The sequence below is a fragment of the Variovorax paradoxus EPS genome, assembly GCF_000184745.1.
GTDB lineage: Bacteria > Pseudomonadota > Gammaproteobacteria > Burkholderiales > Burkholderiaceae_C > Variovorax > Variovorax paradoxus_C.
On sequence record NC_014931.1, the window covers coordinates 474677 to 487661 of the forward strand.

Here is a 12985-nt window from a genome sequence, read left to right on the forward strand (position 1 = left end):
GTGCCCCCACCCCAGCCTTCCCCCGGAAGGGGAGGGAGCCAAACCAAGCCGAGCGAAGCGAAGGCCCGAGGGCGCCGCCGAGCGCAGCGATGGCGTGTGGGGTCCCCAAAGCCCTTCTGTATGCGCCGAGGAGCGCAGCGTTTCGCGGATCAGGGCCGCAGCTGTTTGAGCGAAGCGAGTTCTGCGGACCCCGCGAAACGCGAGCACCGCAGGTTGCCCGCAGCGAAGCGGAGGGACGCAGACAGCAGGGTCGCCTTTTCTTTGCTTACGTTCTTTTGGCGAAGCAAAAGAAAGTAAGTCGCCCGCCGGGGCGAGACCCGGCCTCGGGAAAAAAGACGATTCAAGACCCATCAAACCAACACCCACATCACAGTCGCGAGAGGCGGAACACTGACCGAAACCGAATCTGCCTTCCCATGCCAAGGCACAGGCGAGCTTTCAACGATCCCGTTCCCCACACCGCTCCCGCCATACACCGCCCCATCCGTATTGATGATCTCCCGGTAAGCCCCCGCAACAGGAACCCCCAGCCGATACCCATGCCGAGGCAACGGCGTGAAGTTGCACACGACAACAACAAACGCCCCGTCCCGCGCACGACGAACAAACGCAAACACCGACTGATCCGCATCGTCATGCGCGATCCACTCGAACCCGGCCGAGTCGTTGTCCAGCTCATGCAACGCAGGAAAGTGCCGATACACGTTGTTCAGATCGCGCACCAACCGCCGCACCCCCTGGTGCGCAGCGTGCTCCAGCAGATGCCAATCCAGGCTGCGATCCGCATTCCACTCGGCGACCTGCGCGAACTCGCCCCCCATGAACAACAGCTTCTTCCCCGGATATCCCCAGAGGTATCCATACAGGTTTCGCAGCCCCGCAAACTTCTGCCACTCGTCACCCGGCATCCGCCCGATCATCGAACCCTTGCCGTGCACCACCTCGTCGTGCGAGAGCGGCAACACGAAGTTCTCGGTGTGCGCGTACATCAGCCCGAAGGTGATCTGCTGGTGATGGTGCTTGCGGTAGACCGAGTCGGTGCCGGCATACGCGAGCGTGTCGTTCATCCACCCCATGTTCCATTTGTAGTGAAAGCCCAGCCCGCCGTTTTCCGGCGGCCGCGTCACGCCCGGAAAGCTCGTCGATTCCTCGGCCAGCGTCACCGCGCCGGGCCGCTCGATGCCCACCACGCGGTTCATGCGGCGAAGGAAATCGATGGCCTCGAGGTTCTCACGGCCACCTTGCGCATTCGGCACCCACTCGCCGGCCTTGCGGCTGTAGTCGCGGTACAGCATCGACGCCACCGCATCGACCCGCAGGCCATCGACGCCATAGCGCTCCAGCCAGTACAGCGCATTGCCGACCAGGTAGTTGCGAACCTCCGTGCGCGCGAAGTTGAAGATCAGCGTCTGCCAGTCGTTGTGAAAGCCCTCGCGCGGATCGGCGTACTCGTACAGCGCCGTGCCGTCGAAGTTGCCCAAGCCATGCGCATCGGTCGGAAAGTGCGCGGGCACCCAGTCGAGGATCACGCCCAGCCCCGCCGCATGCGCGGCCTCCACGAAATGGCGGAAGTCGCCTGGCGTCCCGAAGCGCGAGGTCGGCGCATAGAGACCGATCGGCTGGTAGCCCCACGAGCCGTCGAAGGGGTGCTCGCTGATCGGCAACAGCTCGATGTGCGTGAAGCCCATGTCGCGCGCATACGGCACGAGCGTGTCGGCCAGCTCGCGGTAGTCGAGCCATTCTTGGCCGTTGTGACCGTTGTTCTTGCGGCGCCACGAGCCCAGGTGCACTTCATAGATGCTGACCGGCGCATGGCGCTCGTTGGCCTCGGCGCGGCCTTCGGGCATCTTCACCGCGGCCGGCAACGGCGCCACAATGCAGGCGGTCTCGGGCCGCAGGCGCGAGGAGAACGCGAACGGGTCGGCCTTGCGCAGCACCTCGCCCTTGGCCGAAAGGATCTCGAACTCGTAGCTGTCGCCGGTCGCCACGTGCGGCGCGAAGATTTCCCACACGCCGCATTCGCGGCGCAGCCGCATCATGTGGCGCCGGCCGTCCCAGTTGTTGAAGTCGCCGACCACCGAGACCCGGCGCGCGTTCGGCGCCCAGACCGCGAAGGCCACGCCCTTCACGCCATCGATCTCGCGCAGGTGCGCGCCCAGCCGTTCCCAGGGCCGCAGGTGCGTGCCCTCGGCCAGCAGCCATACGTCGGTTTCGCCGAGCACAAACGGAAAACGATACGGGTCTTCGAGCCGCGAGGTGTGCGAGTCCCAATCGACCTGGAACGAATAGCCCAAGCGCGCTTCCGCGGCCGGCACCAGCCCGCTGAACAGGTCGGAGCCCTCGTGCCGCGTGAGCATCGCCAGCGGCCAGCCGGTGCGCGAGTGCATCACCGCGACGCTGTGGGCGCCGGGCATCAGCGCGCGCACTTCCAGCCCCTCGCGCGTTTCGTGCGGCCCGAGCACGGCAAAGGGATCGCCGTGTTCGGCGCGCATCAGTGCGCGGATTTCGGAGGCGGGCAGGGACTTCGGTGGCATGGCGTTCAGCTCTGTCCTTCTTCTTCGTTGGCGGGTGTTCCGAAAAAGACGCCGTAGGGCGCCAGCGCCAGCATGCGCTTTTCGCTAGTGCCCTGCACGCTGGCGGTCGCGGCGAGCGGATGGCCTTGCGGCGGCACCAACGCCTCGCGCAGCGCAATCGTCACAGGCTCGCTCCCCATATTGAAGATCGCCTGCAGCGATCGGTTCCCGTCGCGCCGCTCGAACCACAGCAGGGGCTCGGGCGCGTCGAAGAACACGATGCCGCCGGTGCGCAGCAGCGGCTGCGCGCGGCGCCAGTGCAAGAGGGCACGGCTGAAGGCCAGCATCGAGCCCGGGTCGTCGGCCTGGTTGTCGATGGCCAGCGGCAGGTGCGGGCCGTACACCGGCAGCCACGGCGTGCCGGTGGTGAAGCCGCCGTGCGGCGCGTCGGCCTGCCACGGCATCGGCGTGCGGCAGCCGTCGCGGCCCTTGAACTCGGGCCAGAAGGTGCGGCCGTAGGGGTCTTGCAGCAGTTCGAAGGGCACCTCGGCTTCGGGCAGGCCGAGCTCCTCGCCCTGGTAGATGCTGGCGCTGCCGCGCAAGATGAGCAGCAGCGCGAGCCAGAGGCGGTCGCGGCGGGTGTCGGGCGCCTTGCCGTCGCTCCAGCGGGTTGCCACGCGCGGCACGTCGTGGTTCGACACCGCCCAGCAGCCCCAGCCCCCCGTTGGCGCCAGCGCGAGGTCGAGCGTCTCGACCTGGTGGCGCAGGTGCTTGGCGCGGTGGTCCGCCGTCAGCAGGCTGAAGCTGTAGGCCAGGTGCAGGCGCTTGCCGAACTCGGTGTACTGCGCCATGACGGGCGGCGCGTTCTCGTCGCCGACCTCGCCCAGCGCGACCGCGCCGTAGCCGTCGAGCAGTTGGCGCAGGCGCTCGAGGAACACCAGGTTTTCCTGCTGGCTCTTGTCGTACAGGTGCTGCTGCATCGCATACGGGTTGTCGGCGCGCACCGTGCTGACTTCGTCGATCGACGCGAGCGAGGCCGGCGGGTTGTCGCGCAGCAGCGCGTCGTGGAACTGGTGGTTGCAGGCGTCGAAGCGGAAGCCGTCCACGCCGCGCTCGCACCAGAATCGCACCTCGCCGAGCAGCGCGTCCTGCACGGCGGTGCAGTGGAAGTTGAGGTCGGGCTGTTCGGTGAGAAAACTGTGCAGGTAGTACTGCCTGCGGCGCGAATCCCACTGCCATGCGGAGCCGCCGAAGACCGAGAGCCAGTTGGTGGGCGGCGTGCCGTCGGGCTTGGGATCGGCCCAGACGTACCAGTCGGCCTTGGGGTTGTCGCGCGAGCTGCGGCTCTCGGCGAACCAGGCGTGCTGGTCGGAAGTGTGCGAGAGCACCTGGTCGATGATGAGCTTCAGCCCCAGCGCATGCATGCGCGCGAGCATCGCGTCGAAGTCGGCGAGCGTGCCGAAGAGCGGATCGACCGCGCGGTAGTCGGACACGTCGTAGCCGAAGTCCTTCATCGGCGAGCGGAAGAAGGGCGAGACCCAGATGGCATCGACCCCGAGGCTGGCCACATGGTCGAGCCGGGCCGTGATGCCGGGCAGGTCGCCGATGCCGTCGCCGTTGCTGTCCATGAAGCTGCGCGGGTAGATCTGGTAGATCACCGCGCCACGCCACCATTCGCTGTTGCTGCTATTGATGCTGCTGCCCATGCCTGCCCCTGTGGTCGGAATTCATTGTGGCATGCGAAATTCGGGCCAGTCATACGCACTTGCGGGCCGCCGGTCGGGATTCGCCGGGCAGCGGAGCTTTCTACACTGGGCGCTGTTTCCGGCTCTCTCAAATGACGACCTCAGATCCCGTTTCATCCCTCGCCGCGCTCGAAGCGCGGCTCGCCCAGGACCTGGACTATCTCGGCTTTCCCGGCCGCCAGTGGATGCCCGTGCGGCAGAAGGACGGCGAGGCGATGCTCGACGTGGCCGTCATCGGCGGCGGGCAGGCCGGCCTCGCGGCCTCGGTGGCGCTGGCGCAGCAGAGCATCCGCGCCGTGATCTTCGACAGGTCGCCCGCCGGCAAGGAAGGCCCGTGGGCCACCACCGCGCGCATGGAAACGCTGCGCTCGCCCAAGGAACTCACCGGCCCCGCACTCGGCCTGCCGTCGCTCACCTTCCGCGCGTGGTTCGAAGCGCAGTTCGGGCGCGAAGCGTGGGCGGCGATGGACAAGATCCCGCGCCTCCAGTGGATGGACTACCTCGCCTGGTACCGCCGCGTGATGCACGTGGACGTGCGCAACGACACCGCGGTCACCGGCATCCACCCGCTGCCCGATGGCACGGCGGTGCGGCTCGATCTGCGCACGCGGGCCGGCGTCGGTCGCGTGTTCGCGCGCCGCGTCGTGCTGGCCACCGGCCGCGACGGCCTCGGCGGCCCGGCGGTGCCGGCGTTCGTCAACGCGCTGCCCCGTTCGCAATGGGCGCACTCGTCTGACGCCATGGACTACGGCCAGCTCGCCGGCCTGCGCGTCGGCGTGGTCGGCGCGGGCTCCTCGGCGATGGACAGCGCGGCCACCGCGCTGGAAGCAGGCGCGCGCAGCGTCGAGCTCCTGATCCGCCGGCCCGACCTGCCGCGCGTCAACAAGGGCAAGGGCGCGGGCGTGCCGGGCCTTACGCAGGGGCACTTCGACCTGTCGGACGAGCGCAAATGGCGCATTCGCCACTACATCAACGTCGCGAACGTGCCGCCGCCGCATGGCAGCACGCTGCGGGTGTCGGCATTTTCGAATGCGTTCTTCAACTTCGGCTGCCCGATTCTTTCGGTGGCGCCGCAGGGCGACTCGATGCGCGTCTCGACACCCAGGGGCGATTTCGAATTCGATTTCCTGATCGTCTCGACCGGCTTCAAGGTCGATTGGCCGAACCGCCCCGAGTTCGACGCCATCGCCTCCCACATCCGGACGTGGAAGGACCGCTTCGTGCCCGCGCCCGGCGACGAGGACCAGGAGCTTGCCGATTCGCCGGACCTCGGCCCGGTCTTCGAGTTCAAGGAGCGCGTGCCGGGCGAGTGCCCGGGGCTCGAGCGCATCCATTGCTTTTGCTACCCCGCGGCGCTCTCGCACGGCACGGTGTCGGGCGACATTCCAGCGATCAGCGACGGTGCCAAGCGGCTTGCGAGCGGTATCGCGAGCCTGTTCTATCGCGAGGATTTCGATCACCACTTCGCCAACCTCGAGGCCTACAGCGAGCCCGAGCTGTTCGGCGACGAATGGACGCCCGCGCCGCCGCCTGGCGAACGCGGCTGAGGCGCCGGCCGGCCCTTGCGGGAGGGCAAAGCGGCCGGAAGCACGCAAAGCCCCCGGGGGGACTTCGCTCCGGCGCGATAATCCGCCTTCCCCGGCTACCCCGTGCCGGGCTCTTGCCGTACCGACATGAACCCCAGCTACAAACCCAGCGACGTCGAGTCCGCTGCCCAGGCGCAATGGAGCGCCGCCGATGCCTACCGCGTCACCGAAGACGCGAGCCGCAAGAAGTACTACGCCTGCTCGATGCTGCCGTACCCCAGCGGCAAGCTGCACATGGGCCACGTGCGCAACTACACGATCAACGACATGCTCACGCGCTATCTGCGCATGAGCGGCTACAACGTGCTGATGCCCATGGGCTGGGACGCCTTCGGCCTGCCGGCCGAGAACGCGGCCCTGAAAAACGGGGTTCCGCCGGCCAAGTGGACCTACGAGAACATCGACTACATGCGCGGCCAGCTCCAGGCCATGGGCCTGGCGATCGACTGGAGCCGCGAGATCGCCACCTGCGATCCGAGCTACTACAAGTGGAACCAGTGGCTGTTCCTGAAGATGCTGGAGAAGGGCGTCGCCTACCGCAAGACCCAAGTCGTGAACTGGGACCCGGTCGACCAGACCGTGCTGGCCAACGAGCAGGTGATCGACGGCAAGGGCTGGCGCACCGGCGCCACGGTCGAGCGCCGCGAGATTCCCGGCTACTACCTCAAGATCAGCGACTACGCCGAGGAACTGCTCGAGCACACCCAGCACAAGCTGCCGGGCTGGCCCGAGCGCGTCAAGCTGATGCAGGAAAACTGGATCGGCAAGAGCGAGGGCGTGCGCTTCGCCTTCACGCACGACATCCAGGACGCGAGCGGCCAGCTCATCCAGGACGGCCGCATGTATGTGTTCACCACGCGCGCCGACACGATCATGGGCGTCACTTTCTGCGCCGTGGCGCCAGAGCATCCGCTGGCTGCGCACGCGGCCACGCTCGATCCGAAGGTCGCGGCCTTCATCGAGGAATGCAAGAACGGCGGCACCACCGAGGCCGAGCTCGCCACCCAGGAGAAGAAGGGCGTGCCCACGGGCCTGACCGTCAAGCACCCGATTACCGAGGAACAGGTGCCGGTGTGGGTGGGCAACTACGTGCTCATCGGCTACGGCGACGGTGCCGTGATGGGCGTGCCCGCGCACGACGAGCGCGACTTCGCCTTCGCCAACAAGTACGGCATCGAGATCATCCAGGTCGTGCTGGTCGATGACGAGCCGCACTTCGACTATCACAAGTGGCAGGACTGGTACGGCGACAAGCAGCGCGGCGTGACCATCAACTCCGACAACTTCAGCGGCATGACCTACAAGGAGGCCGTGGCCGCCGTGGCGCATGCGCTGGGCCAGAAGGGCCTCGGCGAACTGCAGACCACCTGGCGCCTGCGCGACTGGGGCGTGAGCCGCCAGCGCTACTGGGGCACGCCGATCCCGATCATCCATTGCGAAGAACACGGCGCGGTGCCGGTCCCCGAGAAGGACCTGCCCGTGGTGCTGCCCACCGACTGCGTGCCGGACGGCTCGGGCAACCCGCTGAACAAGCACGAAGGCTTTCACGCCGGCGTGGTGTGCCCGGTGTGCGGCAAGGCCGCGCGGCGCGAGACCGACACGATGGACACCTTCGTGGATTCGTCGTGGTACTTCATGCGCTACTGTGACCCGAAGAACGACCAGGCCATGGTCGCCGAGGGCGCTGATTACTGGATGCCCATGGACCAGTACATCGGCGGCATCGAGCACGCGATTCTTCACTTGCTCTACGCGCGCTTCTGGACCAAGGTGATGCGCGACCTGGGCCTTGTGAAGGCCGACGAGCCCTTCGCCAAGCTGCTGACGCAGGGGATGGTGCTCAACCACATCTTCTACAAGCGCAACGAGAAGGGCGGCAAGGACTACTTCCCGCCTTTGGAAGTGACGCCCGTGCTCGATGCGCAGGGCCGCATCACCGGCGGCACCACGGCCGACGGCACGAAGGTCGAGTACGGCGGCGTCGGCAAGATGGGCAAGAGCGAGCGCAACGGTGTCGATCCGCAGGACCTCATCGAGAAGTACGGCGCCGACACCGCGCGCCTGTACACCATGTTCACCGCGCCGCCCGAAGCCACGCTCGAGTGGAACGATGCGGCCGTCGAAGGCAGCTACCGGTTCCTGCGCCGGGTGTGGAATTTCGGCGTGACGCAGGCAGACGTGGCCCCCGCCAAGGCCGGCACGCAGGCGTTCGGCAAGGCCGCCCAGGCGCTGCGCCGCGAGGTGCACACGGTGCTGCGCCAGGTCGATTACGACTACCAGCGCATGCAATACAACACGGTGGTGTCGGGCGCGATGAAGCTCCTGAACGCGCTCGAAGGCTTCAAGCCCGACGGCAGCGCGGGCGATGCGGCCGCGGTGCGCGAGGGCTTCGGCATCCTGCTGCGCTGCCTGTACCCCGCCACCCCGCACATCGCCCAGCAGCTCTGGACGGAACTCGGCTACGACAAGGACCTCGGCGGCCTGCTCGACGCAGCCTGGCCGACGGTCGACGTCGAGGCGCTGGTGCAGGACGAGATCGAGCTCATGCTGCAGGTCAACGGCAAGCTGCGCGGCAAGCTGCTGGTGCCGGCCGGCGCCTCCAAGGACGAGATCGAGAAACTCGCGCTCGCCTGCGACGACTTCGTCGCCTTCGCCGAGGGCGCGCCGCCCAAGCGCGTGATCGTGGTTCCCGGCCGTCTGGTCAACGTGGTCCTCTAAACGATAGAAGCATGAACAAACGCAATGCCTCGTTGCCGCGCCGCGGCTTTCTCCTCGGTTTGACGGCCGTGGGCGCCAGTGTGGGCCTGGCCGGCTGCGGCTTCGAGCTGCGCAAGGCGCCGGTCTTCGCGTTCAAGACGCTGTCGGTGGAGGGCAATTCCGCGCTGATCAACCAGATTCGGCGCGACCTGCGCGCGGCCGGCACGGTGACGCTGGTGCCCAAGGAAGACGCCAAGACCGCCGACGCGGTGCTGGTGGTGCTGGGCGAAGACCGCGACCGGTTCGTGATCTCGACCAATTCGGCCGGCGCACTGCGCGAGTTGCAGCTGCGCCTGCGCGTGCGCTTCAGCCTGAAGACGCCGGGCGGCAAGGAATTGCTCGCGGCCTCCGAGGTGTCGCAGACGCGCGACCTGAGCTTCAACGAGACCAACGCGCTCGCCAAGGAAGGCGAGGCCGAACTGCTGTTCCGCGACATGCAGAGCGACATCGCGCAGCAGTTGATGCGGCGCCTCGCAGCCGTCAAGGAACTCTAGGCGCCGCGCCGCAGCGATTCCATGCAACTTGCCAGCGCCCAACTCGGGGGCCACCTGCAGAAGGGGCTCAAGCCGCTCTACACGATCCATGGCGACGAGCCGCTGCTCGCGCAGGAGGCGGCCGACGCCATCCGCGCCGCCGCGCGCGAGCAGGGCTACACCGAGCGCAGCTCGTACACCGTGGCCGGCGCGCACTTCGACTGGAGCGCGGTGCTGGCGGCGGGGGGCTCGCTCTCGCTCTTCGCCGACAAGCAGATCGTGGAGATCCGCATCCCTTCGGGCAAGCCCGGCAAGGACGGCAGCACGGCGTTGCAGCAATTGGCCGAAGCCGCGCCCGGCAACGACAGCACGCTCACGCTGGTGATGCTGCCGCGCCTGGACAAGGCCACGCGCACCGGCGCCTGGTTCTCGGCGCTGGAGAACAACGGCGTGAGCATCCAGGTCGATCCGGTAGAGCGCAATGTGTTGCCGCAGTGGATCGCGCAGCGCCTCGGGCAACAGGGCCAGCGCGTGATGCCGGGCGACGAAGGCCAGCGCACGCTGCAGTTCTTTGCCGACCGCGTCGAAGGCAACCTGCTCGCGGCGCACCAGGAAATCCAGAAGCTCGCGCTGCTGCACCCGGCGGGCGAGCTGAGTTGGGAGCAGGTCGAAGGCGCGGTCAACAACGTGGCGCGCTACGACGTGTTCAAGCTTTCCGAAGCGGTGCTGGCCGGCAATCCGCAGCGTGTGGCGCGCATGCTCGACGGCCTGCAGGCCGAAGGCGAGGCCGAGGTGCTGGTGCACTACACGATCGCCGAGGACATTCGCGCCCTGAAGCGCGTGAAGGACGCCATGGCCGCCGGTCGGCCGCTGCCGATGGCGCTGCGCGAGAACCGCATCTGGGGCCCGCGCGAACGCGCCTTCGAGCGCGTGCTGCCCCGGCTGGACGACCGCATGCTGGCACGCCTGCTGCGCGCGGCCCACCTGGTGGACGGCATCTGCAAGGGCCTGAAGCAGCCCGACTGGCCCGCCAGCGGCTGGCAGGCGCTGCAGCGGCTCGCGCTGATGCTGTGCCGTGCGTGCAGCAGCGCGCCGGCGGCCGCGCGCCGCGCCTGATCTTTTTTCTTTCTTTGGCGGCTCCAGGCACCAAAAGGCCTGTGTAAGCCGGGCCACAGGTCGGCGTGGGAAAATGTTCGCATGAATGCGTTCAACGTCAGCGAGCACATGCAGGCCCTAGGGCTGCAGGCAAAGACCGCTGCTTTCCTCATGGCCCGTGCGGATGCAGCTACCAAAAACATAGCATTGAAGGCGCTCGCGCGGCGCCTGCGCGAAGCCGGCCCGGCGCTGTCGGTCGCCAATCAGAAAGACCTGGAACGAGCCACCGCCGCCGGACTTTCGGCCCCGATGGTCGATCGCCTCAAGCTCACGCCGAAGGTCATCGAGACCGTGGCCCTGGGCTGCGAGCAACTCGCCGGCATGGCCGACGTGATCGGCGAAATGATCGGCATGAAGCAGCAGCCCAGCGGCATCCGCGTGGGCCAGATGCGGGTGCCGATCGGCGTGTTCGGCATGATCTACGAGAGCCGTCCCAACGTGACCATCGAGGCCGCGAGCCTCGCGATCAAGTCGGGCAACGCCGCCATCCTGCGCGGCGGCTCGGAAGCCATCGAATCGAACAAGGCGCTGGCGCTGCTGGTGTCCGAGGCGCTGGCCGAGGCCGGCCTGCCGGTCGAGGCGGTGCAGCTGGTGCAGACCACCGACCGCGAGGCCGTGGGCCAGCTCATCGCCATGCCCGAATTCGTGGACGTGATCATTCCGCGCGGCGGCAAGGGGCTCATCGAGCGCATCAGCCGCGACGCCAAGGTGCCGGTCATCAAGCACCTGGACGGTAACTGCCATGTTTATGTAGACGACACGGCCGAGTTCGGCATGGCGCTGCGCATCGTGGACAACGCCAAGACTCAGAAGTACAGCCCCTGCAACGCCGCCGAAGGCCTGCTGGTCTCGGAGGTGGTCGCGGAAGACTTTTTGCCCCAGATCGCCGCGATCTTCGCCGCCAAGGGCGTGGAAATGCGCTGCGACCCGGCCGCCGCCCGCATCCTGCGTTCGGACGAGGCGGCGCTCGACCCGGCTGCCAAGGTCATCGATGCGGTCGAGACCGACTGGTCCGAGGAATACCTGGCCGCCGTGATCAGCATCAAGGTCGTGGCCGGCGTCGATGAGGCCATTGCGCACATCAACCGCTATTCAAGCCACCACACCGACGCCATCGTCACGCGCGACCACGTGCATGCTCAGCGCTTTTTGCGCGAGGTCGATTCGGCCAGCGTCATGGTCAATGCGAGCACCCGCTTCGCGGACGGTTTCGAGTTCGGCCTGGGCGCTGAAATCGGCATCAGCACCGACAAGTTCCACGCCCGCGGCCCGGTCGGCATCGAAGGGCTGACCTCGCTCAAGTACGTGGTGCTCGGCCAAGGCGAAGTGCGGACGTGATGCCTGCTGCTCCCGCGGTCTTGTCATCGGGGCATGTACCCCCAATTCCTACAATTCCGCTCCACCTCTAAGAAATCGAAGAAGGCCGCCGCATGGTTCCGCATCTCGTCACCGCCCTGACCGGCCCGATCAACGAACTGGAACAGCGGGTGCTCGACTCGATGCCCGCCATCGAGCGCTGGTTCCGCCTTGAGTGGATGGAGCACACGCCGCCGTTCTACAGCTCCGTCGATATCCGCAATGCAGGCTTCAAGCTCGCGCCGGTCGACACCAATCTCTTTCCGGGTGGCTGGAACAACCTCACCAAAGAGATGCTGCCGCTGGCGGTGCAGGCCGCGCAGGCAGCCATCGAGAAGATCTGCCCGGAGGCGCGCAACCTGCTCGTCATTCCGGAAAATCACTCCAAGAACACCTTTTATCTCGCCAACATCGCGCAACTTGTGCGCATCTTCCATATGGCGGGGCTCAACGTGCGAATCGGCTCCGTCGATCCGGCGATCAAGTCGCCCAAGAAGATCGAATTGCCCAACGGCGAGACCGTGACCCTGGAGCCGGTGGTGCGCGGCAAGCGGCGGCTGGGTTTGAAGAATTTCGATCCCTGCACAATTCTGCTCAACAACGAGCTTTCGGCAGGAACGCCGGGCATCCTCGAGGACCTTCACGAGCAGTACCTCTTGCCGCCGCTGCACGCGGGCTGGTCGGTGCGCCGCAAGAGCAACCACCTGCACAGCTATGAGGAGCTGTCCAAGCGCCTGGGCAAGCTCTTGGGCATCGATCCCTGGCTCATCAACCCGATCTACGCGCGCGCCGAAGGCGTCGACATTGCCGAGGGGCGCGGCATCGACGTGCTGACCAGCCATGTCGATGCGGTGCTCACCAAGGTGCGCCGCAAGTACAAGGAATACGGCATCAACGAAAAGCCCTTCGTCGTCGTCAAGGGCGGCCACAGCGGCAGCGGCAGCCCGGGCGTGGTGACGGTGCGCGATGCCAAGGAAGTCGAGGCGCTGATCGGCAAGTCGCGCACCAGCACGTCCTCGGCAGCCAAGACCTCCGCCGGCCGCGACCTGCGCGAACCCACCGAGCTGATCGTCCAGGAAGGCGTGCTGACCAACGAGCGCGTGCACAACGGCGTGGCCGAACCGGTCGTCTACATGATGGACCGCTACGTGGTGGGCGGCTTCTACCGGGTGCACGCCGAGCAGGCGGCCGACGAGAACCTCAAGCTGCCGGGCGCGAGCTACGTGCCGCTGGCTTTCTCGGAAAGCACGCACATGCCCCAGCCTGGTGCCAAGCCCGGCGCGAGCGCCCCGAACCGTTTCTATATGTATGGCGTGGTCGGCCGCCTGGCCATGGTCGCGGCCAGCTACGAGATGGAAGCGACCGACCCGGACGCCGAAATCTACGAATGATTGCCGCCG

At 67.0% G+C, this 12985-nt stretch carries 8 protein-coding genes; 6 read left to right on the forward strand and 2 right to left on the reverse strand.

Annotation, left to right across the window (positions count from 1 at the left end; translation table 11 throughout):
* Window positions 1-350: 350 nt before the first annotated feature.
* Together glgB and VARPA_RS02220 are read right to left on the reverse strand one after the other, a co-directional pair.
* A complete protein-coding gene (glgB, locus tag VARPA_RS02215) occupies window positions 351-2534 on the reverse strand; it encodes a 1,4-alpha-glucan branching protein GlgB (protein ID WP_013538911.1) in 2184 nt (727 codons plus the stop codon).
* Between the two features lie 5 nt (window positions 2535-2539).
* Complete coding sequence (locus tag VARPA_RS02220) at window positions 2540-4219, reverse strand: alpha-amylase family glycosyl hydrolase (RefSeq protein WP_013538912.1); 1680 nt, start codon at window positions 4217-4219, stop codon at window positions 2540-2542.
* 131 nt (window positions 4220-4350) lie between these two features.
* Here VARPA_RS02220 and VARPA_RS02225 point away from each other — a divergent pair, with 131 nt between their 5' ends.
* From VARPA_RS02225 to gshA, 6 genes are all read left to right on the forward strand, one after another.
* Window positions 4351-5805 carry an NAD(P)-binding domain-containing protein gene (locus VARPA_RS02225; protein WP_013538913.1) on the forward strand — a complete coding sequence of 485 codons (1455 nt, stop codon included), beginning with the start codon at window positions 4351-4353 and terminating at the stop codon, window positions 5803-5805.
* A gap of 126 nt (window positions 5806-5931) precedes the next feature.
* A complete protein-coding gene (gene leuS / locus VARPA_RS02230; RefSeq protein ID WP_013538914.1) occupies window positions 5932-8562 on the forward strand; it encodes a leucine--tRNA ligase in 2631 nt (876 codons plus the stop codon).
* An 11-nt stretch (window positions 8563-8573) separates the two neighbouring features.
* Window positions 8574-9095, forward strand: a complete 522-nt coding sequence (lptE, locus tag VARPA_RS02235) for an LPS assembly lipoprotein LptE (RefSeq protein WP_013538915.1) — start codon at window positions 8574-8576, stop codon at window positions 9093-9095.
* A 21-nt stretch (window positions 9096-9116) separates the two neighbouring features.
* Entirely contained in the window at window positions 9117-10190 is a 1074-nt protein-coding gene (gene holA / locus VARPA_RS02240) for a DNA polymerase III subunit delta (protein ID WP_013538916.1), read from the forward strand.
* Window positions 10191-10271: 81 nt separating this feature from the next.
* Window positions 10272-11567 carry a glutamate-5-semialdehyde dehydrogenase gene (locus VARPA_RS02245; RefSeq protein WP_013538917.1) on the forward strand — a complete coding sequence of 432 codons (1296 nt, stop codon included), beginning with the start codon at window positions 10272-10274 and terminating at the stop codon, window positions 11565-11567.
* 92 nt (window positions 11568-11659) lie between these two features.
* Window positions 11660-12976 carry a glutamate--cysteine ligase gene (gene gshA / locus VARPA_RS02250; protein ID WP_013538918.1) on the forward strand — a complete coding sequence of 439 codons (1317 nt, stop codon included), beginning with the start codon at window positions 11660-11662 and terminating at the stop codon, window positions 12974-12976.
* Window positions 12977-12985: the final 9 nt, after the last annotated feature.

Bases quoted from the DNA above. Each gene is read 5' to 3' on its own strand.
- VARPA_RS02220 (WP_013538912.1), bottom strand. From the start codon at position 4,219: ATGGGCAGCAGCATCAATAGCAGCAACAGCGAATGGTGGCGTGGCGCG.
- leuS (WP_013538914.1), top strand. From the start codon at position 5,932: ATGAACCCCAGCTACAAACCCAGCGACGTCGAGTCCGCTGCCCAGGCG.
- gshA (WP_013538918.1), top strand. From the start codon at position 11,660: ATGGTTCCGCATCTCGTCACCGCCCTGACCGGCCCGATCAACGAACTG.
- VARPA_RS02245 (WP_013538917.1), top strand. From the start codon at position 10,272: ATGAATGCGTTCAACGTCAGCGAGCACATGCAGGCCCTAGGGCTGCAG.
- glgB (WP_013538911.1), bottom strand. From the start codon at position 2,534: ATGCCACCGAAGTCCCTGCCCGCCTCCGAAATCCGCGCACTGATGCGC.
- holA (WP_013538916.1), top strand. From the start codon at position 9,117: ATGCAACTTGCCAGCGCCCAACTCGGGGGCCACCTGCAGAAGGGGCTC.
- VARPA_RS02225 (WP_013538913.1), top strand. From the start codon at position 4,351: ATGACGACCTCAGATCCCGTTTCATCCCTCGCCGCGCTCGAAGCGCGG.
- lptE (WP_013538915.1), top strand. From the start codon at position 8,574: ATGAACAAACGCAATGCCTCGTTGCCGCGCCGCGGCTTTCTCCTCGGT.